The sequence below is a fragment of the Chryseobacterium sp. POE27 genome (genome assembly GCF_039727685.1).
In the GTDB taxonomy this organism is placed as follows: domain Bacteria; phylum Bacteroidota; class Bacteroidia; order Flavobacteriales; family Weeksellaceae; genus Chryseobacterium.
In genome coordinates this window covers 3,983,791-4,006,214 of record NZ_CP152475.1, presented here as the reverse complement: position 1 = coordinate 4,006,214, position 22,424 = coordinate 3,983,791, and the positions used below count along the sequence as shown (strand labels likewise).

22 protein-coding genes and 1 pseudogene are annotated in these 22,424 nt (G+C 33.5%); 2 read left to right on the top strand and 21 right to left on the bottom strand.

Annotation, left to right across the window (positions count from 1 at the left end; genetic code table 11):
• Positions 1-8: 8 nt before the first annotated feature.
• The 15 genes and pseudogenes from AAHI02_RS19310 to AAHI02_RS19240 form a co-directional block, all read right to left on the bottom strand.
• A complete protein-coding gene (locus AAHI02_RS19310; RefSeq protein WP_346984599.1) occupies positions 9-389 on the bottom strand; it encodes a phosphatase PAP2 family protein in 381 nt (126 codons plus the stop codon).
• Between the two features lie 16 nt (positions 390-405).
• Positions 406-675 (bottom strand): hypothetical protein, encoded by a 270-nt coding sequence (locus tag AAHI02_RS19305; RefSeq protein ID WP_346984598.1) that lies wholly within the window; start codon positions 673-675, stop codon positions 406-408.
• Positions 676-742: 67 nt separating this feature from the next.
• A complete protein-coding gene (locus AAHI02_RS19300) occupies positions 743-1,192 on the bottom strand; it encodes a DUF2147 domain-containing protein (protein WP_322924767.1) in 450 nt (149 codons plus the stop codon).
• 167 nt (positions 1,193-1,359) lie between these two features.
• Positions 1,360-2,881: pseudogene (eptA, locus tag AAHI02_RS19295) on the bottom strand (phosphoethanolamine--lipid A transferase EptA).
• Entirely contained in the window at positions 2,868-3,695 is an 828-nt protein-coding gene (locus AAHI02_RS19290; RefSeq protein ID WP_322924762.1) for a phosphatase PAP2 family protein, read from the bottom strand. The pseudogene eptA and the gene AAHI02_RS19290 overlap by 14 nt, the downstream one beginning before the upstream one ends.
• Positions 3,696-3,811: 116 nt before the next feature.
• The gene (locus AAHI02_RS19285) at positions 3,812-6,847 is read right to left on the bottom strand and encodes an efflux RND transporter permease subunit (RefSeq protein WP_322924760.1); all 3,036 of its coding nucleotides are present in this window, start codon (positions 6,845-6,847) and stop codon (positions 3,812-3,814) included.
• An 87-nt stretch (positions 6,848-6,934) separates the two neighbouring features.
• On the bottom strand, positions 6,935-7,870 hold the full coding sequence (locus tag AAHI02_RS19280) for an efflux RND transporter periplasmic adaptor subunit (protein ID WP_346984597.1): 936 nt from the start codon (positions 7,868-7,870) through the stop codon (positions 6,935-6,937).
• 2 nt (positions 7,871-7,872) lie between these two features.
• Positions 7,873-8,541, bottom strand: coding sequence for a TolC family protein (locus AAHI02_RS19275; RefSeq protein WP_346984596.1), 669 nt, complete (start codon positions 8,539-8,541; stop codon positions 7,873-7,875).
• A gap of 46 nt (positions 8,542-8,587) precedes the next feature.
• Positions 8,588-9,085 carry a hypothetical protein gene (locus AAHI02_RS19270; protein WP_346984595.1) on the bottom strand — a complete coding sequence of 166 codons (498 nt, stop codon included), beginning with the start codon at positions 9,083-9,085 and terminating at the stop codon, positions 8,588-8,590.
• A gap of 166 nt (positions 9,086-9,251) precedes the next feature.
• Positions 9,252-9,845: a phosphatase PAP2 family protein gene (locus AAHI02_RS19265; protein ID WP_322924752.1), complete on the bottom strand. Its 594-nt coding sequence runs from the start codon at positions 9,843-9,845 to the stop codon at positions 9,252-9,254.
• A 44-nt stretch (positions 9,846-9,889) separates the two neighbouring features.
• Entirely contained in the window at positions 9,890-11,542 is a 1,653-nt protein-coding gene (locus AAHI02_RS19260) for an LTA synthase family protein (RefSeq protein ID WP_322924750.1), read from the bottom strand.
• Positions 11,543-11,980: 438 nt separating this feature from the next.
• Positions 11,981-13,384 (bottom strand): BamA/TamA family outer membrane protein, encoded by a 1,404-nt coding sequence (locus tag AAHI02_RS19255; RefSeq protein WP_322924748.1) that lies wholly within the window; start codon positions 13,382-13,384, stop codon positions 11,981-11,983.
• 107 nt (positions 13,385-13,491) lie between these two features.
• Positions 13,492-14,775, bottom strand: a complete 1,284-nt coding sequence (locus AAHI02_RS19250; protein WP_322924746.1) for a HAMP domain-containing sensor histidine kinase — start codon at positions 14,773-14,775, stop codon at positions 13,492-13,494.
• A 14-nt stretch (positions 14,776-14,789) separates the two neighbouring features.
• A complete protein-coding gene (locus AAHI02_RS19245) occupies positions 14,790-15,464 on the bottom strand; it encodes a response regulator transcription factor (protein WP_322924744.1) in 675 nt (224 codons plus the stop codon).
• Positions 15,465-15,772: 308 nt separating this feature from the next.
• Positions 15,773-16,045, bottom strand: coding sequence for a hypothetical protein (locus AAHI02_RS19240; protein ID WP_322924742.1), 273 nt, complete (start codon positions 16,043-16,045; stop codon positions 15,773-15,775).
• 234 nt (positions 16,046-16,279) lie between these two features.
• On the opposite strand from AAHI02_RS19240, the gene AAHI02_RS19235 reads away from it, so the two are divergent.
• Complete coding sequence (locus tag AAHI02_RS19235; RefSeq protein ID WP_322924740.1) at positions 16,280-16,945, top strand: transposase; 666 nt, start codon at positions 16,280-16,282, stop codon at positions 16,943-16,945.
• Positions 16,946-17,285: 340 nt separating this feature from the next.
• Here the strand turns inward: AAHI02_RS19235 and AAHI02_RS19230 are convergent, their stop codons facing one another.
• Together AAHI02_RS19230 and AAHI02_RS19225 are read right to left on the bottom strand one after the other, a co-directional pair.
• Positions 17,286-17,687 (bottom strand): hypothetical protein, encoded by a 402-nt coding sequence (locus AAHI02_RS19230; RefSeq protein WP_346984594.1) that lies wholly within the window; start codon positions 17,685-17,687, stop codon positions 17,286-17,288.
• A gap of 315 nt (positions 17,688-18,002) precedes the next feature.
• Positions 18,003-18,608, bottom strand: coding sequence for a recombinase family protein (locus tag AAHI02_RS19225; RefSeq protein ID WP_322924734.1), 606 nt, complete (start codon positions 18,606-18,608; stop codon positions 18,003-18,005).
• 219 nt (positions 18,609-18,827) lie between these two features.
• Between AAHI02_RS19225 and AAHI02_RS19220 the strand changes: the two genes are divergently transcribed.
• On the top strand, positions 18,828-19,319 hold the full coding sequence (locus AAHI02_RS19220) for a Crp/Fnr family transcriptional regulator (RefSeq protein WP_346984593.1): 492 nt from the start codon (positions 18,828-18,830) through the stop codon (positions 19,317-19,319).
• 224 nt (positions 19,320-19,543) lie between these two features.
• Here AAHI02_RS19220 and AAHI02_RS19215 read toward each other — a convergent pair whose 3' ends face one another.
• The 4 genes from AAHI02_RS19215 to AAHI02_RS19200 are packed head-to-tail and all read right to left on the bottom strand — an operon-like array spanning position 19,544 to position 22,408.
• The gene (locus AAHI02_RS19215; RefSeq protein WP_322924729.1) at positions 19,544-20,734 is read right to left on the bottom strand and encodes a DUF3570 domain-containing protein; all 1,191 of its coding nucleotides are present in this window, start codon (positions 20,732-20,734) and stop codon (positions 19,544-19,546) included.
• Positions 20,735-20,758: 24 nt separating this feature from the next.
• The gene (locus tag AAHI02_RS19210; protein WP_322924727.1) at positions 20,759-20,986 is read right to left on the bottom strand and encodes a DUF4266 domain-containing protein; all 228 of its coding nucleotides are present in this window, start codon (positions 20,984-20,986) and stop codon (positions 20,759-20,761) included.
• 42 nt (positions 20,987-21,028) lie between these two features.
• On the bottom strand, positions 21,029-21,955 hold the full coding sequence (locus AAHI02_RS19205; protein WP_322924725.1) for an FAD:protein FMN transferase: 927 nt from the start codon (positions 21,953-21,955) through the stop codon (positions 21,029-21,031).
• 6 nt (positions 21,956-21,961) lie between these two features.
• Complete coding sequence (locus tag AAHI02_RS19200) at positions 21,962-22,408, bottom strand: thioredoxin family protein (RefSeq protein ID WP_322924723.1); 447 nt, start codon at positions 22,406-22,408, stop codon at positions 21,962-21,964.
• Positions 22,409-22,424: the final 16 nt, after the last annotated feature.

The following is a 22,424-nucleotide window of genomic DNA, read 5'->3' as shown; positions in this document are numbered from 1 at the left end:
TTTTTTAGTTAAAGTTTACTACCAATCCAAGAATCTTTGAGATAGTAGTGGCCCGTGATAAATAAAAACAAGATTCCTAAAATAAATCCACCAAGCACATCCGTAAACCAATGTGCTCCTAAATAAACCCTGGAAACAGCACCCATAAAGATCATTCCGAGACAAGCAGCTGCAAGAAATATTTTCATTTTGTTACTGAAAATTTTTAAAGTCATTATAATCATAATTATAGATCCAAAAAATACGGTGTAGAACAAAACGTGTCCACTTGGAAAGCTTTGATATTTGGTATCTTCCAGCAGTAGTACAAGGTCTTGTGTAGGTCGTGGCCTGTTAATTAATATCTTAAGACCCAAACCTAAAACTCCTGAGAACAAAGTCGATATCATTAGAAGAGCTTCCTTTTTATGTTTCTTCAAAGCCAAAAAAAGATGAGAAAAATATTACTATAATAACAGAAACTGTTGTTCTTCCTAAAGAACTGATCCCTATCATAACATTATTGATATATATATTTTGGTTTTCTTGTATCTCCTTTGAAATGTGAATATCCAGATATTGGGGAGGTTCTACCATGACATATAAGCTGAGTAAAACGAAAGTAATCAGGCATACAGTAAAAATACCCGCTAATAAAGGTTTTAGATTGGTATCATTGAAAAAAAATGGTTTCATAAATTTTAATTTATAGCGACAAAATAAAAACCTAATTTTGAATTAATTCTGAATTTGGATTTCAGTGTTATTTCTCTTTAATTCTTGTGAAGTAAAGAGATCTACCCAGATATTTCCATTTCCAATAGCCTCGAACATACATTTGTCCTTCATCATTAATTTCGGCAAAAGCGTCCCAGGTTTTTCCGCTTGAAGCATCGTAAATCTTTCCATTTTCCCATTGTTGCTTTTGGGAATTATAATTCAATCCTTCCAAAATATCCATTCCGATAACTTTAGTACCCCGTAATTTTGGATTTGGATTGTGAGAATCAACACGTGTGTTCATCGGAGTTCCACTTCCCAATCTTTCATCAAACCAAATCACTTTTGCTTTAAAAGAAATCCCTTCACGATAAATATGAACGGCTACACTTTTGTCTGTCGCCATCCATTTTCCTAAAATGTCGTCCTTCGATGTTTGACCGGAAATATTTAGGAAGAATAAGAAAGAGAGCAATAAAAAAGATTTTTCCATTTTGAAGTAGGGATCTATTATTTTTTTAAAAATTAATTATCACCCACAAATATTTATGGAAAAACTGTATAGAATCTGAATTCTATAAAGAAATGAAAAATTAAACCATCAATTTGTATAAAATTGATGGTTTTTAATTGTGGAAGTGATTATTATCTAATTATCTGCTACTTAAAAATATTCATATTCTCATCATAAATCGGACTTTGTACATTTAGAAAATTCAAAACGCTGTGGAAAACATTATGCTGAGACAATGTTTTATTCGGTTTCAATTGTTTTGAATCATCGGAAGACCAAACGATAAATGGAATTTCGTACTGTTCTTTTGGCGCCATACTCAGCGGCAATCCGTGCATATAAAGATTTTTTTCGCCCAAAGATTCACCGTGGTCGGAAACGAAAATCATTGCACTGTTATAATCTTTCAGTTGTTTCAAATCCTCAATGACTTTGGATAAAATATAATCAGTGTAAACAATCGTGTTGTCATAAGCGTTCATCAATTCGGTTTGAGAACATTTTCCCAATTCCACGCTATTACAAACCGGTTTGAATTTTTCAAATTGTAAAGGATATTTCTTACTGTAAGTTGGTCCGTGGCTGGTGCTTGTGTGAAGGACAATCAGTATTTTATTCTTTTTGCTTGCTAAAATCTGCCCGTTCAAATCAGTCAGAAGAACTTCATCATAACTACAGCCTTCGCCTTTACATTTTGGTACTAAAAAAGCTCTGTCCTGATAATTTTTTATGTGAACAGGAGGTTCTCCCCAGTTTGTGGTTCTCCAGATAACTTCAACATTATTTCGGTCTAAATAATTAGGTAAAATCTCATACAAGTCGCCTGTATCTTTATATTCCAAGATACTTTTCACACCTGCAGTTGTATAAGTTGCATTAGAATTCGCATTGAAATGATGGACATTCGGAATTTTCGAAAGCAATGGATTGGTATCTTTTTTTATATCCATAAAGAGAAAAGTTCGCCCTTCTAACAGACTCTCCAATTACCAAAACAACAACCGATTTTTTATTGTCTTTTATAGTTGCATTTGGCAGTAAAATTTCCTTTTGATTTTTCTGACTTTTATGAATGTAAAACAGTGAAATATTCACCGAATAAGACCAAGGCATTGCCAATCCGCCTAGTGTTTTTGAGTTTTTATCAATCCAAAGCCAATTGCTTGCATTTACGAAAACCATCGTCAGCATAAATAAAAGTGTAAGAGAAATTGTAATGAAAAATTTCTTCAGTGGAACAGTGGTAACTTTAGCTTTAATGATATAGATGCTTGGAAGAATTCCCAATAAAAGAACATATAATACTAGTTTAAAGGAAAAAAAAGTGCTTGATTCAGAATAATTTGTATTCAGAACATTTCCAATCATACTTTCATCAATAATAACGCTATATGTATTGATAAAATATACTGCGATTGAACTAATGATAAAAGTAATAACCAATAAAAATTTTCCTACATAACGTGACAAAAAATAAAACAGATAGAAAGCAAAAGCATTGGCAACTAACATTAAAATTATTAAACTAATGATAAGAAAAATACCGCTAATACTTTTATAATCAACGTTTTCAAAAACAAAACTGAAAAATGGAAAATGAAAAAACAGAAAATTTAGTAAACTTATCAATAAAACAAAATGAATCAGTTTTATATTATTTTTTAACATATACCGTAACAATTTTATATAATGAAACCACTAAGCTAACGAATGCTAAATAAAAAATAATCAAATTTTCATTAATTATTCTGTTGATTAATGAAATGCAGCAACCAGAAAATAACAGAATAAAAATTGGATAATATTTTTTATTCCCAATCCAACTCCAGATTTTATATTTTCGGCATATAAAAATTCCGACAAGTCCGGAAACAAATCCAATAATTCCGCCAATAATAGTATCCAGCGGATAATGTGCTCCTACTCCAACCCTCGTCAAAATAAGAATGAAACCGACAAACAGTATGGCAAAAATCCATAAAATTTTATACATTATTTTCTTGGGAAAAAATGCAAATAATACAATCGTAAGCGATGTAAAAATCGTAATCGAATGTCCCGAAGGAATACTGTTATGACCTGCCAATGTTTTTCCTACAATCACAAAACTGTTGTTATCAAAAGCTCCCGCCGGTCTTGGAACTGCAAATATTTTCTTCAATGAACTTGAAAATAAACAAGATAAAAGTGAAGCAGATAGCAATGCTTCCCACATTTTTGGTGCTGAAATAAATATCAAAGCTAAAAATGATGAGAAAATAAGCGCATCTCCAAACTGAGTAAGATTATATTCCAGATTCGGAAACTGACCTAATCTTGAATTCAAATTATAAAAACATTCCTTCTGAGCCTGAATGTATCCTTTAACAGATAATGCATTTTTGCTATATAGAAATCCAACAATTAAAATCAAAAGAGCTAGTGGCACAAGGAATATAGAAAGTTTCAGTCGTGAATAATTTTTGATGACAATCGTATTCATAATTATTTTTGATTACAGATTTTAAATACTTTTTAGCTTGTAAAAAAATTTCTGTAAAAATGAAATCCGACTTTGTAGAAATTCTGAATTATTTCATTGCCAATTTTAACAAATCATTAATTGTTTATTTCATCTTGATTAAATTTGATTTTACTTAATAGTGTTGGCAATACGATCAATAAAAGTGGTAAAGCCACAATGAATCCACCAATAACCGCAATCGCTAAAGGTTGATGCATTTGCGCTCCTGTTCCGATTCCCAATGCTAAAGGCATTAACGCAATGATAGCTCCTAAAGCGGTCATTAATTTGGGTCGAAGTCTTGTACTGATAGCATAAATTACCGCCTGTTCTTTTGTTTTCGTTGCTAAACTTTCATGAAATTGCAGATAAGTGAAAATGGCATTTTCGCCGATGATTCCGACCATCATAATGAGTCCTGTGTAGCTTCCGACATTCAGGGGTGTATTCGTTAGAAACAATAATAAAATTCCTCCCGAAAGTCCTAAAATAGATACAAATAAAATGATTAAAGCCACCAAAACATTCCGGAATAAAAACAACATCACAGAAAACACCAATAAGCTGGAAACCACCAAAATGATGAGCAATTCTTTAAAAGACTGCTGTTGTTCCGCATAAGCACCGCCATAAACCACAGAATATCCGCTTGGTAGTTTTATTTTCTGATCAATCTGTTTCTGAATTTCCTGAATCGTTCCGCCTAGATTTCCGTTATCCAATCTTGCCGTTACAATTCCTAAAGTCTGTAGATCTTCCCTGTTTACCTCAGCTGTACCGGTAACAACGCTTACTGTCGCAAATTCGCTCAGCGGTTTTAAAGTTCCATTGGGCAGAGCAATCATACTGTTGTTGATATCACTTAAAGACTGGTTGCTTTTTTCATTGTATAATAATCTTATCGGTGTATACTGAACCTGATCAAAAATATTTCCTGCAACATTTCCATCCAGATTGGCCTGCAGCTGATTCTGAAAATCTGGTAATGAAATATTATACTGTGCTAAAACAGGCAGTTTCGGAGTGACAACCATTGATGGACCTGCAATTACAATTCCGTCGAAAACATCGGCTGTACCGTTTACTTTTTCTACAATTCCTGCAATCTTTTGAGAATAATCTTCAATCACCTTTTGGTCTGTCCCAAAAACTTTGATTTCAATCGGCTGAACACTGCTCATCAAATCACCTAACATATCTGTAATTACCTGTCCGAAATCTACAGTCAACGGTAAACCTGAAGCATCAATTTTTGCACGTATTTCATCGGTCACTTCATTCGTGGTTTTACTTCTGTTTTTCTTTAATTGAATTAAATAATCTCCCCGATTGGGTTCTGTAATAAAAAATCCCATTTGCGTTCCCGTTCTTCTGCTGTAAGCCTGAACTTCCGGTGTTGAAGTGATAATTTTTTCAACTTCTTTTAATTCTCTGTCGGTTTCTTCCAGTGAAGTTCCCGGGGGTGAATTGTAATCCAAAACAATACTTCCTTCATCCATATCCGGTAAAAATCCTGTACTGATATTAGGAAGAATAACCGCTGTTAAAACAATTAATATTAAAATAAATGCATAACTGAATAATGGTTTCCTAATGAAAAACCCCACCCATTTTCTTTCTTTCACATCGTGATGCTGAAGATTATTTTCTTTTTTCTTGCCTGACGATAAAAGTAAATAAACGATGGGTAATAAGATCCAGGTTGCAAAGAATGAACAGATCAACGTTATAATCATTGTATCTGTCATTACCTTAAAATAAGCTCCTGCAACTCCACTCATCAACATAAATGGCAAGAAAATCACAATTGTACTAAGCGACGAACCAACCATTGCTTTTAATAAATAATTAATTGCTTTTTGCACTAAAGTTTTGGAAGATTTTTCAGGATGTTCTTCGTGAGTTCTATGGATTTGTTCCACGACAACAATTGCGTCATCAATGATTAATCCTATCGCAGCTGCAATTGCTCCCAAAGTCATAATATTGAAGGTCTGTCCCATCGTATAAAGAACCAACATTGTAAGACTTAAGGTGATCGGGATCGTGATCAAAATAACCGCACTCGCTTTCCAGGAACGGAGAAAAATAATGGCAACGATAATCGCCAAAACCAATCCGATCCATAAAGCATCGGTAACACTTTTGATGGAATCATTTACAAAATCCGCCTGAACGTAATACGGTTTTAAAACCAAATCTTTCGGTAAAGTTTTCTGCAATTCAGCAATTTTAGCTTCCATTGCTATACTTAAATCCACAACATTGGCATTTGGTTGTTGTATGATAGCAATCAGAATACTTTCCTGTCCGTTGGCATTAACTTTAATATATTGTTTGGCATTATGAACATTGATTTGAGCAATATCACCCAACAAAACAATTCGGTTTGCGTTGTTGCTTACAACCAGATTTTTCAACTGACTTTCATTGCGAATTTGAGCATCAGTAAGTGTTAAATATAAATATCGGAAATCAGAAGAATATCCATTCGATTTAATGAAGTTGGTATTTTTAATCGCCTGTTCCACAGAAGAGGGGGCAATTCCCAATCTCGCCATCATTGCCTGATTCATCACAACACGAAATTCCTTGTCCTGTCCGCCAATAATTCTGACTTCACTTACTCCTGGAACTTGCGAAAGAAAAGGCTTGATGGTATAAAGTGCCAATTGTTTTAATTCAATAGGATCTTTTGAACTGGAATTCAACGAGTATCCCATTACCGGTAGAATCGACGGATTCATTTTCTCAACAGAGATATTAACGTCAGGCGGTAATTGATTTCTAACCTGATTAATACTGCTTTCTATCTGCTGTTTGGATAAATCAACATCTACATTCCAATCCATAAAAGCGGAAATTTCGCAGCTTCCACGGCTCGTTGTACTTTTCAAAACCTGCAAATCCGGTACTCTTTTCACCGCATCTTCCAAAACTTTGGTCACTCCAATCGTCATTTGATTCACAGGTTGTTGACCTGCATCTGAAATAATTTTTATTTTCGGAAAAGTAATTTGCGGAAATAAAGCCGACTGAATTTTAGTGTAAGAATAAATTCCTCCTGCTAAAATCAGGAAAATCAATACCAGCAAAGGACTTCTGTAGGTTACAAAAAAAGACTTTTTCATCTGTAGTTATATATTTTTTTAAAATTATCAGATGGAATTCGCCAAAGTAAATTCTGTTATCATTCGACGAGATTCCATTGGCTCATTTCATCGGATTAAGGTTTTTTGTATTTTCACAGTTGCAGTATCACTCAATCCAAAGTTTCCTGATACAATTACTCTGTCTTTCGTTGTTAGATTTCCCGATTTAATTTGAATATATTTATCGGTTTCGACTCCTTTTGTAATGTCTGTTTTTACGGCTGTCGTATCATTAATTAATTTCATTACCCAAAAAGAAGATTGCGTTTCGTCACTAACTACTGCCATTTTAGGAACTGAGAGTCCGTAAGCGGAAGTTTTGGAAAAGCTAACGGTACCAATTAAATTCTCAGGAATATTGTTACTGGAAACTTGTAATAACACTTTTACGGTTTGAGAAATCGCATCAACAGAAGGCATTACCTTTGCGATTCTTCCCTGCAAAATTGTATTGTCGGGCAAAGTTATCGGTAAAGAACCTTTGCTTTTAATGATTTGAAGATATTCATAAGGGACATCGACTACAAAACCAAAACTACTTGCATCGGTAATGGTTGCTAAAACTTCTCCGTCCTGTACATAATCTCCGATTTGATGATTGAGCGCAGCAACATATCCGTTTGCCGGACTGGTAACTGTTGTTGTTCCGTTGAAACGAAAAGATTTGTCCAGTTTATTAATGGTATTTCCCAATGCTCTTGCTTCTTTGGTCTGCAATCGGAAAAGTACCGAACCCTTGCCAACGTGATCTGCCAACTTGACGGTCATTTTTGTAATATAACCTGTGGAATTGGCTTTCACATCTGATTTAAGTAAATAAGTTGCCGTTGCATTCAGCGTAATTGTATTATTCAGTTGAGCTGTATCAGATGGATATGTAACGCTAACCAACGTTTTAGGTTTTGCAGCTGCTGCAGTTGTATCAGTAGGAACAGTTTCGCTTGTTTTATTACAACTGAAAACAAGGATAGATACTATGATGAGAGTAATTATATTTTTCATAATTATTGAATAATTAGATATTGTAACTGGTTTTTCAGATTGAATAGTGTCGTGTTATACTGGATGATGTTTCCTTTGAGACTTAATAAGTTATTGATTGATAAGATAAAATCAACCATTCTCACATCGCCTGTCGGAAGCTGTTTGGCATTGGCTTCTACTAATGTTTTAGAATAAATAATTTGCTGATTAGCAGTGTTTATTAATTTATCATATTGTTCCATCTGATTATTAATCTGAATAATCTGCTGTTGGTATTGTCTTTGGGTTTGTTCAAAATATTTTTTTCGGGTTTGTAACGATAACTGATTTTGTTGCAATAGCATTTTTTTCTGATGACCATCATAAATAGGAATGGTAACACCAACTCCGAAACTCATTCCGAAGTTTTTATATGGAGTACTTGTAAATGAAGACTGATAGCCACCATCTGAAAAAGCTGTAATCTTAGGTTTGTAATTGTACTGGATGATTTTAGCATCATTGGAAAGTTTCAAACTATCAGCTTTAAAAACATTTTCATAAATACTTTCGTCAAAAGAAGCTGGAGTAAGCGCTTCTTTAAATTCAGGAGCTTCAACAGGTTCGAAAGTGTCATCAACAATTCCCGATAAGTATTTTAATAAAGAGTAATTGTTCTGCCAATCAGCTTTTTGTTGTTCTAAGGTCAACTCGTTTTGTTGAAGTGTTACCTTAAAGGTCAGATAATCAGTTTGCTTAAAAACCGAAGCTTGTGTCAGCTTTTTTTAATACAATATCTTCCTGATTCAGCAAATGAATAATTTCTTTGCTTAAATCATATTGTTGCTGACTTGCATATGTTGCAATATACTGGTCGGTAATTTGTTTTCTAAGTGTCTGAAGGCTTATATTTTTTTGTGCTAAAACCTGAGAAATACTTGCATTAATTCCTGCCAATCGGGTGTTCAGATTATTTCGACTGATAAATTCTTTCGCAACACGAACGCCTGCAAAAAGAGATTGTCCGTTTGTTAATGAGCTGTCATATCCCCAACCTTTTATATTTGGTGAATATCCTGCTGTTCCTTCTCCTGTAAGAATAAAACCGTACGTTGCTTTTAATTTTAAACTGTCAATTCGGTTTGAAAAAATTTGATTGTTATAATCATTCAAAACCGGACTATTTGTCTCTGCTGTTGCAAGAAAATATGGTAGAGTATTTTTTGACTGTGCATCAAGTTTTAAACAGCTCATTAAAATCATCAAAATCAAAAAAGTCCGAGCGAAATATCTTTGTAAAGTATTCATATTCTACCAATTATTTGGTAAAGATGAAACCTGATTCTGTAGAAATTCTGAATAAAAAAAGATTGATAAAAAATCAATCTTTCTTTCCTCATACTTTTTATGATTTGATCATTTAACTATTTATAGGGGCAGACTTCGTTTTTGTAAGTATCGTTTTAAATAAAATCCAAACGATGCATCCTGAAAAAATTCCCACACCAGCTCCCCCGACAACATCCGAAGGATAATGTACCCCATTGTATATTCGGCTGTAAGAAACCAATAATGCCCATAATAAAAGAACTGCTTTAAGCCAACTGTATTTTTTGGGAAGTAAAAAATACAAAAATGTGATCAATGCAAAGGCATTCGCACTGTGTGAAGAAACAAAACCATACATTCCGCCAGGACCTGCTTTACTTAAATGAATTAGCGAAATCAAATCTGGTTCGTGAGAAGGTCTTAGTCTTTTAAAGGTTTTCTTGATAATTCCCGATGCAATTTGATCAGACATCGTTATTGTAAGCGCAATAGCTAATAGAATGTAAATACTGAATTTTCTGTACACCTTTATTACAAAAAATAATAAGACGGCATAAAAAGGAATCCAAAATAATTTGTCACTCGCCCAAAACATGATGACATCAAAAAAGGCATTATGTACATTATTTATGGCAAAAAAAAGTTCCAGATCAAATTGTTTGATAGATCCCAAAATTGTATTCATCTTATTAAATAACTGTATTATAGATTACAAATAATTAATTGGTTTTAATTCTTATCTACTTTCATGTTTCCATTCTTAAATCTTTCGCTTGCCGTTTGATAATAGGATATTGTTTCGGAAACCTGAGAATTATTCTTTGATTTGACTTCAGACAAAGATTTATCTTCTCCTGAAACTGTAAACTGTTTTACTCTTTTGCGGTCATCGATCTGAGTAAAAACATTGCCTTTCAGCATTCCTAAAGTTCTGTAATTTCCGATAAAAGCTCTTTCGTCTCCAGCTTTAGTTTGATTAATGTCTTTTCCGTACAAGCTTGTGTTGTAATTCCAACCTAAATAACCAAATAATGTTGGCATAATATCAATCTGAGATGTCAGTCTTTCAATCTTTTGACTAGGCTGATTTAAGTTGTAAATAATTGCCGGAATGTGGTGTTTTGCAATATTAATTTCCCATTTCCCTGCACTGCTTGCACAATGGTCTGCAACAATTACGAAGACTGTATTTTTAAACCAAGGCTTTGATTTTGCGTCATTGATAAATTTTCCTAAAGCATAATCTGTATATTTCACGGCACCGTTTCTTTCTCCTTGCGGAAGGTCAATTTTTCCTGCAGGAAAAGTGTATGGTTTATGATTGGAAGTCGTCATGACAAATTGGAAAAACGGTTTGTGTTCTGCTGTACTTTTATCAGCATATTTTATCGATTGTCGGTACAAATCTTCATCGCAAATTCCCCAAGCATTTTCAAAACTCACTTCTTTATCTTCTATCTTGAATCTTTGGGTTTTAATGTTATCAGACAATGGATTTCCTCTGTCTCTATCAACAATATCGAAGCCTTGTCCGCCAAAGAAATTATTCATATTATCAAAATATCCGTCTCCGCCATAAATAAAGTAAGACTGATAATTTTTAGATTTTACAATGGAAGCAACTGAAAATAAATTGTCATTATTAGGTCTTCTCACAATACTGTTTCCAGGAGTTGGCGGCACTGATAATGTTAATGCTTCCATTCCACGTACGGTTCTTGTTCCAGTTGCGTAAAGATTCGTAAAAAAGATACTTTCGTTCGCCAGTTTTTCATAATTCGGCGTCAGATTATCTTTATTTCCGAATTCGCTCAAAAAATCGGCACTAAAGCTTTCGATTGCAATTAAAATAATATTCGGACTTTGTTCCTTACTACCTTTTGTTGCTCGGGAAATATCATCAAATTTTGTTGAAGTATAACTTTGATTTTCCTGCAAAAGACTTTTCTTCACAACAGAGTACGATTCTTTGTCCGAAAGTTTCGGGTAAAAAATTTCATAATCCAATTCATTTGATTGATATGCTGAAACGAATGAAAATGCTCCATTTTTTCCAAGTTCATTCACAACTAAATTATTGCTGAAATCTGCCTGTTTATTTTTCATTATAAATCCTAATCCAGTTGAAATGATGACAAAAGGAAGTATGTACTTACTACGACTTGAAACAGAAATTTTATCTGAAAAAGTATTTTTGAAAACGTTTAATTTTTTAAAAATAAAAATCGTTGAGACAATTAATCCTACTAATACCAATGCAATAACCGGCAATGGATAAGACTGATTAATGTTCTCCACCACTTCATACGTGTAAATCAGGTAATCAACTGCAATGAAATTGAATCTTACACCAAACTCATCCCAAAAAGGAATTTCTGCCAAAAGACTAAAATAAATAATGATAAAAATTAAAGTCAGATAAAAATAAGTAAAAGATTTATCGAAAACAGATCCTATCCATCGCTTTGGAAAAATAAAAAGATAAACTGAATACAAAACGAGGAATAAAGTCCCAATCGTAATATCAAAAAGAAATCCTGTGAAAAATGCCCTTAAAAGATATAAAAAATTAAAATCTATATCCTTTGCAGACCAAATTAGAAGAATTATTCTGATCAGAAATGATAGTAAAAGATATAAACTTAATGTACTGAAAAGTACTGAAAACCGTCCTGAGAATAGCTTTTTTTACTAAATTAGATATTTTTAGAGCTGCCATAAGTTAAATTATAGACAGCAATATTAGAGTCCAATTTTGAAGAAATTTTGAATTTTCTAAATTGAACTCTAACTTTTTGAAAATTAAGAACGTATTTTATACTAGAAATTCTGACCGATTCCGAAGAAAAATAATCCGTCTTCCTTCGATTTACCGTAATCAAAATACAAAATGGTTGATTGATTCCAACCAATTCGAAGTCCCGCTCCATACGAGTATTTAATTTTTTGAAAATTAAGGTCTTGCCAACGGTCACGTACTGTTCCCATATCAAAGAAAGGTGCGACTGTAAATGATAAATGCTGTTTCCATAAATTGGTTTCAGCAACTCTTGCTCTTAATTCGAAATTGGCGAACCACATTGATCTTGCAAGAAAACGGTTTGCTCTGTATCCTCTTAGAGAAGCTTTTCCTCCCATTGCGTTGATACTACCTTCTGGACTCCATTGATCCTGATATTCGAAAAATGGTGCGTTTTTACCAAAAACATTTCCAACTCCCACACGACCTGCCAAAACAGTTCGGGGACCAAATGGTAATTTTTGATAATAACGTCCTTGAATCAATAATTTATCAAAATTAAATTGTGAACCTATCGCCTTACCTGAATATTCATTAGCTATTTCAAAATAAGCACCTCTTGAAGGATCCGGCTCAAAATCTCTTGTATCATAAATTAGAGCACTTTGGATAATTGAAACCCATCCACCATCAACTCCTGAAATATTTCCCTGTTCAAAATCACGCCTTAAAAGTGATGTTCCGTTAGGAGCTTTTATTTCTCCACCAGTTACTGGGTCGATTGCCTCTGCTTCTGTTCCTTCAAAAGTGGCATAATTTAAATGCTGAATTTCATAGCCTCCCATTAATCTCCATTTTCCGTTTCCTAAAGCATAATCAGCCTTTAGATTAAGCATAAATTCAGTTTCACGAAAACGGTTTGAAAGAGCGTCTGTGGCATACTGTGCTTCCCCTGCAGTTCCGGGACGTAACGTTTTTCTGGCTTTGTCGAAATCCTTGTACGTTGAAAAAGTTACATTTTCATTGGATGGAAGGCTGATGTTGCCCAACGTTTTCTCTTTAAGACCGAAGTAAAGATTTGCAGGATTTTGCTGAGCTTTAAAATCTACTTTAAAACGCCAACGTGTCCCTTGATAATAAGGTACATCAAGTGATAATGCCAATTCTCTCGCATTCGAGGTGTAATAGGCAGCATTGGCTTTAAGCTTCATCAGATAAGGAGTGTAGGCAAATAATTCATTATCTCTCTTACCATTCCAAATAAAATTGCTTCGTACTCCAAAACCAAACCCTGTGACCGGATCTGAAGAAATATCCGGAATCCCCGTTACAAAAGTTCCTTCTTTTTTCTTCGCCAAATCTGCGTCGCTCATACGTTTTGACTTCACATAAGACATCGTATCGTTCTTCGTCGACGAAACTTCCTGCGCTTCGGCCGCAACCGAGGTGACAAAAGTTGCCGCAATTGAAATAAATTTTCTCATATTATAAAGTTTAAAATTGTAAAAATCAAGACACCAACGATATACTTTGATTAGGCATCGTATTATGATTACAAAGAAACTTTAGAATTTAGAAGAAATTTAGAACTTTATAATTTGACAGAAAAAGTATGATGATTATTTTCAAAAGTATAGGAGATTTCCCAATTCTGAAATCGACATATCTCACGGATAATTGCAAGTCCAAGTCCACTGCCGTTACTATCATTAGAAAATCTTGAAAAGCGTTTAAATATTAAATCAGGGTTTAATCCTTCGGATCCGGAATTCGATATGCTGAAATATTCTTTTGATAGATCTATTTTAATATTTCCTCCGATATCAGTATGTCTGATCGCATTAATCACAAGATTATTAATCAATACATCGGTTAAAGATATATTACCACGAGATTTTACATTTTCCTGAATATTAGTAGAAAGGTTTATATTTTTTTGATAAATGTGTTCTTCAAGATTATTGATACTCTGATTTACTTGTTCATCAATATTAATTTCGACAATATCAAACTGACTATTTTCGATTTTAGCCAACAATAAAAGATTTTTATTTATTCTTGAGCTTCTGGTTAAGGCCATATTTATTTCCTCAACAATCTCATAATGTTGATCCGTTAAATCTTTGCTTTGCAATAATACATCTAACTTGTTTTTTATGATGGCTAATGGCGTCTGTAACTCGTGAGATGCATTCTCTGTAAATTCTTTCTGGCCTTTAAATACAGAAACACTATGATCAATCAACCTGCCTAATGACTCATTGAGCTCTTCAAACTCTTTTGTATCTGTTTTTATAAAATTGATCTTGTTTTGATTATTAAGATTGAATTTTTTTAACTGATTAAGAGTATCATTAAAAGGTGCCCAAATAACTTTGGAAAGCCTTCTGTTCAGAATAACAAGACCAATAACAATTAGAGTAAAGAAAAAGAATGTAATAAAGCTTATGATCATTATGGTGCTTTCCGTTTCTTCAATATTCGTCTCAATGGTAAAAAGATAAGGTGAATTTCTTATGAAAACAACTTTTCTCAAAGACCTGTAGCGTTCTATCGTAGGGTCCGCAGAAAACGGTTTATATTTTTCTTCTGTGAAAATTGAATCTTTTGGAAGTTTTTGAGAAGTAATTTTTTCAATATTGGTACCTGGCTGAATCTGGTTCCACAGTGCAATATTATTTTGTAAATCTTCAGCAGAAATATTTAATCGATTAAGTTCATGTGCTGTTTTTTCAGCAACGATTTCATTATGCTCATCCAACTCATCCTGCCATATTACATCAATTACATAATAATAAACAGGAATACTGATCGTAAGAACAATCAATAAAAATAGAACGAATGGTTTGGTCGTTTTACTTAAAAGAGGTTTCATTGTAAATGTTTTTTTTAGCTTTCCCATTTATAGCCTGTTCCATAGACCGTTTTCAAATAATGGTCACAACCAGCATCGTAAAGTTTCTTTTTAAGATTTTTCACGTGGGCATAAACAAAATCGTGATTATCCAGCATATCAGCAAAATCACCGGACAAATGTTCTGCTAATGTACTTTTAGAGATTACCTTATTTTTATTCCCGATAAAATAAATCAAGAGATCAAATTCTTTTTTAGTTAACATAATTGGCTGATCATTTATAGTAACAGTCTTTGACAGCAAATCAATTTGTAATTCGTTATTATTTATGGTATTGGAATTATCAAATTGCTTCCTTCGAATAATTGAAAAAACTCTTGCCATCAATTCAGAAAGATGGAATGGTTTCGTTAGATAATCATCAGCACCTAATTGCAGACCATTCACACGGTCATCAACGGCATTTTTTGCCGATACGATTATCACCCCCTCTTGTTTATCCTGCCTTTTCAGTTCTTCCAGAATATGAAGGCCATTTCCGTCAGGAAGCATGATATCCAAAATGATGCAATCATACTGATACGTATTGATTTTTTCTAATGCCTGAACATATGTCGTTGCAAATTCACATAAATAGTTTTCTTCCGAAAGATATTCAGCAATACTTTTTGACAAATCAATCTCGTCTTCTATTATTAGGATTTTCATTTTGCAAAATTACTATTGAATTCTGAATAAATTTTGAATTTAAAATTATGAAATTTGTATCATTACATTGTAAGAAAATTGTGGTTACTTATGAAAAATGAACTTTGTAATTCTTGTTTAATTTGGCTTAATCGAACCAAATCATCAATAAAAGTGTTTGAAGATACGCTCGTCGAGGCACAAACAGCCAAATGGCGCCTACTGAAGACAGTTGGCGCCATTTTATGGTCTTTGTTAAGTTATTTTAATAATCGTTTTTTGAGATTTATTATATATTATAATTAGCTTAATTGGTACAATATTAAATTCTAATTGATTTCGTCTTCCTTGCCTTGCATAGCACTATTTAGAATCTGCTCAGCTTCTGCGTAAAATGTATTAATCGATATTTCAAACCCATTTTGCATGAAAAAAGTCACCTGCCCATCATTATTGTGACTTAAAAAAGCAATATTGCATCCATTGATTAAAACGGGCTTACCTAAGACTTTTGCTCCTTCAAGAGAATTAGGTCTTTTAATACCTAAAATTACTTTTTGGCTGATATAAATTAAACTGTTACTATTGCATTTTAATCTCATAATACAAATTTCCTTTTTTTAATATTCATACCTAATTGAATGGGTTTAATTCTACCTGATAGGAAAGTATTGTATTATTTTATAAAACTTTTATCCATCTTAATATGTCTGTAAAGTTAATATTAAAATGCATCCTAAACCAGCATTATTTTTAATTGCTCTAAAGATTTAAAACGAATTTTGAGGGATTTAATTAATTAAAATTTTCCAGGTTGATATTATTTATCAAACCATATGCATTATTCTCCCACAGATCCCGATGCAAAAATCTCTGTAAAACCTGGGAAAGCCAGACATTTGAATTATTCGGGACAAGTTTCAGTAGACGATGCTCATCACGTAATTACAGGAGCTTGCGGAAGTACTTCTGGGAGTAAAGATTCAGCAATTTTTAATAAAATTATGGATCAGACTTTAGCCAATTTTAAAGAAAACCATTTACAACCCGATGAAATTTTAGCCGATGCGGGTTACAGCAGTGGAGAAAGTTTAAGCTATTGTCAAAAGCGCGGTATTAATGCTTATATCCCCAATTTTGGACAGTACAAATCTCATCGTGAGGGTTTTGTTTTCAACCAAGCAGAAAACCGCTATGAATGCACAAAAGAAGGAGGCAACAAAGCTTTTTTACCATTCAAAAAAGAAGCGATCGATTCTAAAGGCTACACAAAAAAAGTCTACCGAAGCAGTGAAAAAGATTGTGGGAAATGCCCACTTAGAGAGGGTTGTTGTGGGAAAGTTACGAAATTTAAAAAGCTTGACGACAGCATTCACAAACCACTTTACGATGCCATGCACGAAAAGCTGAACAGAGATAAAAACTACACAAGATACCTCACCAAACGCCGGAGTTCTACGGTGGAGCCTGTTTTGGGCACGCTATCAATCATCATTCGATGAAACGCATCAATGCTCGCGGCATAAAATCTGCCAACAAGCATGTTTTGATGGCGGCATTATCTTATAATTTAAAGAAACTACTCAAATTTTCTGCCCGAAAAGTAAAAAGCAAAGCTCAAATTCAAGACCTTCCAAAAGTAAAGTCTTGGCTTTTTCCAAAACTACAAAATACGACCTTCATATCCCTGAATTAAGACCCTCAAAATCCTAAAAAAACTTACCCGCCAAAAAAAGCAAAAACCTCTCTAAAATCGCTTCTAAAGAGGTCATATTTATTAATGATTTTTAAAATAGGAGTTGTGCAACGGTTACCAATGTTAGCAGAAGTCGCAATTTCCTTTTAGAATGCAAGAATATTTGTATTTAATCCCCATTCTTTGTCAATATTTTCTTTTAAATATTCAATCGTTTGTTCTTTTGTTTTTAAATTAACCAAAACACTTCCACACCAAAAATCAGTTACTTTTTCGCTGTCAAACTCAAATATTAGAATTTTAGTAGACATTCCAATTCCTCCCAAATTATAATTTAATATCGCAATATTTTTTCCATTTCCAAAATATAGTAACTTTCTTCTCGGTAATGTTTTATCTGCAATTACATCTGTTGCATTCCATTTTTCATTTGGATTTGCAATCGAAAAAGAAGGATCATAAGATTGTAAAAAATCGAAGATAACTCCATCAATTTTTTTCGTCTCATTTTCGGTTTGTAATTCAGTGCTTTCGAGTTTTGAAATCAATTTGGGAAGATTCTCATTGTTTAAAATTCTTTTTGAATTAATAACAAATTGATATTCATCTTTATCCTTAGAATTTAGTTTCTCAGCTTTTTTTGCAGCTGAAAAAACATAATAAAAATATTAATACTATTGTTATGCTTCGAGATTTCATGCGATTTCTGCTAACGTTTGGCTTTACGCATTGTGTCAATCCATAATTATATAATATTCGCAAAGCCATTATGGTACAAATATAAAATATTGTTTTAATTAATTGAAAATTAGTTAAAAACAGTTGTCATATGGTTCGATTTATTTTAGGATTGGCGAACTTTTTTACTTTTTAAGGCCCATATTTTTTATCTCTTCGTCCGTATGATTATCCAAAATTTTAGCATACCGATAAAATGTTGCTCGAGTCAATCCCATAGGCTTATAAATATCTTCCGGACGTTTCGTGACATCCTTATATATATTACGTAAAAGTAATAGCTTCGAAATTGTTTCTGCAGTGTACCCCTTCGGTCTTCCGCCTAATCTACCTCTTGCTCTTGCAGATTGCAAACCAGCATTAGTTCTCTCTCTTATCAACTCTCTTTCATATTCAGCTAGGGAAGCCATTAAATTTAAAAATAGCCGCCCATTAATAGTTGAAGTATCTACACCATCCACAAGACCTTTTATTATAATTCCTTTACCACTCAAACTTAAGACAAGATCAATAATGTTTTTCAAACTTCTTCCTAACCGGTCTAGTCTCCAAACATACAGTTCATCACCTTCCCTAAACTGTTCAATCATTCTATCAAGCTCAGGACGATTTTTTGTTGCACCCGAAATTTTCTCTTGATAAATTTTCTCACAACCTGCTTTTTCTAAAGCTTCAATTTGAAAATCCAAATTTTGATCTTTGGTTGAAACCCGGGCATATCCTATTTTCATAATTTGTTACATTAAACTCATGCATTGTAAATTTATGAAACTTTGTTTATTGATACGACATTTTGAGAAAATATTCTTAAAAAATAAAGTGATCAATTCTGACCACTTATAAAATCTCACAAAACCACCGTAATCATGAAGCTATATTTACAGACGGTACAAAACCCACCGGTATTTACTATTTAAATGAAGGTAAAATAAAGAAGTACAAGGTAGATAATGATGGCAGATAGCAAATTATTTACATTTACAGTTCGGGGGGAATTTTTCGGATATTCTGCTATTTTAAGTAATGAGACTTATGGAGATACCACATTAACCCTTGAAAATTCTGTAATCTCATTTATTTCAAAAGAGGATTTCTTACACATCCTTGATCAGTCATCAGTTTTTTCAAGACTATTACTAAAGTCCCTTAGTCACGAGTTTAGTGTCATGGCCAACCTCATGGCTGTATTATCACATCGAACCGTTAGAGAACGGGCCGCTCTCAGCTTATTGATCCTTCATGATAAATATACATCTAACGAGTCCAAGGAAAATGTTTTTATCACGCTATCCCGAATTGATCTAGCCAATATGGTGGGAACTGCAAGAGAAACATTAGCCCGTATTCTCAATGATTTCAAGCAGGAAAAACTAATCAAAATTGAAGGACGTAAAATTCGTTTAATCAATATTGAACAATTAGTCCGTATTGCCAATTTTTAAAAGACTATCTGCTTTTAGTATTATTTAAGCCATCAACGAAAAGAGATTTACCCTATTTTTGAAATAAAATTTGGTAACTATATAGATTTTACTTTACATTTTTTTACCCAATCGCCTAGTCAAGGTAACAAATAGCCAAAAGGCGCCACTTGTTTTAAGTAGCGCCTTTTTCAATACACATCTTAATAGGAGTTTAATCTTGATTATTATAACCAGAAAAGATTTTATTTGAATCTCAGGTTTAATGAAATAATATCTGATTTCATTCCAACAGATTTTGTATAATGCCCATATCTGATTTCCAGCATATTCAGCCTTTCCACTCCAAATAAACCATTTTTCGGACTGATTCTGATTCCTGCTCCATAAAAGTTACTGTTAAATTTCGAAAGGTCATAATTACTCGTATAAAAGTCATCAAAAGCAGTATGCTGCTGATAAGGCGCAAAATATTTAGCTGCTGTCTGAGAATAATATCTGTAAAACGGACTTACCGAAACAAAAGGCGAAATTTTCACCGGTGTTTCCAGACTGAATGTATTGGACTTCAACCCCCAATCGTCGGTATAATAACGATAATACGCTCTCAAAATAACTTTATCCCCCAGGAAATAATTCGCTCTTATCCCCAAAGGAATTTTAAATCGTTTATCAGGCAAAGCTTCCTGATGAACTGAATTGTCCGTAAAGTAAACACGATGGAAAGGCAAACTTAAATATCCTATCTGCTGAACTCCATCCGCCAAAAATTCAACCTGAAAATTCTGGTTGATGATCTGTGAATAAGATAGGGACAGTGCAAAAGTATTTCTTCCGCTGGTTCCGTAGTTTTCGTGTTCCCCTCCTGTGCTTCCATTTGTTCTAAGCTCAATCGGGGCAATCAGTTTTACCTGGTCGAGATAAGCCTGAAATTTCGCTGTAAACTCCCCCATTCTATTTTTTGTTTTTTGCGAAAAACCGATATTAGCGCCATAAGACTGATAATCAAATTCAGTCGAAAACGAAACTCCAGCCATTAAAGTGGTTCCCTTCGTATCATTTTCCCGACTCCAGCTAAGAGCAGGATAAATTCTATTGTCTGCATGGGAAGCGGATGAATTGGCCTTTAAATCTATCATATCGGAAGAGGCGGAAGTATAATGATCTATCCCCACGCTGAAATTAAATTTATTTTTTCTGGCTTTTTTATCATATTTTACCATTGTTACATCAATGGTATTAGAAATGTCAGTTAATTTTTCTGTTCCTATTCCGCCCGTAACCGCCGAGTTATTTCCATCCTGCTTATAATAACTGGACACCAAATTAGCTTCATCAAAACTAAGCTTTTTAGGCTGTTCATTATTTGAGTTTTCCTGTGCTTTTGCGTTGAAAATTCCGAAAAGAGCGAAAATGCTTATTATAATTTTTTTCATTTTAAATCACACTTAAATTTTACTTTAATTACAACCGCATCCGCCTCCTACTTTCCCTGCATTGGCTCCCGAAGAACCTTCTCTGTAAGATTGAAAGCTGAGTTCTGTTTTTTCAATGGTTCTGTTTCCCAACACCATTTCAGCATCATTAAGTTTATTTTTTTCATATTCTTTTACGGTTGTGCAAGAATGTATCGAACCAACCAGGAAAATAAAAAAGCCTGTTATTATTATTTTTATAAAATTTTTCATTTGAATTGAATTTGTTTTAGTTATAAAATGAAATCTAAAACTTCATTTTAAATTAATATTTTGAGAGGAATATATATTGTCCTGATCATCAATAATGATACATTCCAGATGATTGATCTGGTTTACCATATTGAGTGACGCATCAATTCCCATAATGCTTACAGGGGTTGCCATTGCATCAGCAATTTCTGCATTAGGACAAAAGATGGTAACACTTTTCACCCCCGAAACAGGCATTCCTGTTTTTGGATTAATGGTATGAGAATATTTTTTACCGTTGATGACCACAAATTTTTCGTAATTCCCAGATGTTGCTACCGCCATATCAGTAATATTCATGTAAGAAAATGGTTTTCCGGCGTTATCAGGATCAGCAATTCCAACCGTCCAAGGTTTTCCGTCTGCCTGATTTCCCCAAGCTGTTAAATCACCTGATGCATTTACAATTCCTGATTCTACACCTCTATTCTGAAGAAGTCTTTTTGCCATCTCCGCTGCATAACCTTTCCCAATTCCCCCAAAACCTATTCTCATTCCTTTTTCTTTCAGGAAAACTGTTTGATTGTGATGGTCAAGAATGATGTTATGATAATTAACCAGTTTCAGATGTTTTTTGATCAGTTCAGGATCAGGAAGCTGTTGCATCTGCCGGTCAAAATTCCAGAAGCTTTTGTCGATTCCACCGTAAGAAATATCAAAATATCCGTCTGTAATTTTACTGATTCTCAAACTTCTTTCAATTAAACCAAAGATTTCCCCATCTACTTTCACAGGCTTTATGCCTGCATTTTTATTGATAAAATGGGTTTGGCTTTCGTCGTTGAAAGTAGTTAAAAGTCTTTCAATCCTCCGAATTTCGTCAATAGCTGCATCAATATGCTGATTAGCCAAATTTTCATTATCACTTACAACGGTAATTTCAAAAGCGTTCCCCATTAATTTCTGAGGTCTTTTGAACTCTCTCAACATATGATCTTATTTATTTTGGTTTTCTTTAATGTCCCGTACTTCTTTGGTGAAAGCTAAAGCATTTTCAGATGGAAGCCCCTCCCAGCTTTTCAAAATCTTTCCCTCCGAATTCAACAAAAGGGTGTAAGGAAAAAGTCCTTTCGGATTATATTGATCAGCAAGCACTGCATTTTCTTTTTTCAATTCCGGAGAAAGCTGATTCTTTTTGTTTCTTGGAAAGTCTGCATTGATGTAAACAGCGATATTTTCTGTTGCCAGCTTTTTAAATTCATCGGTTTCAATGATATTTTTATGAAGTTTGATGCATGGAATACACCAATCTGAACCTGAAAAGTTCAGTAAAATAAGTTCTTTATTTTGAGACGCCAGTTTTTTGGCACTTTCCAAACGACTCTGCGCTTGAATGCCAACAGCGAATACAACCATTAATATGGCTGAAAATAGTGTTTTCATTATTTAATTTTTATAA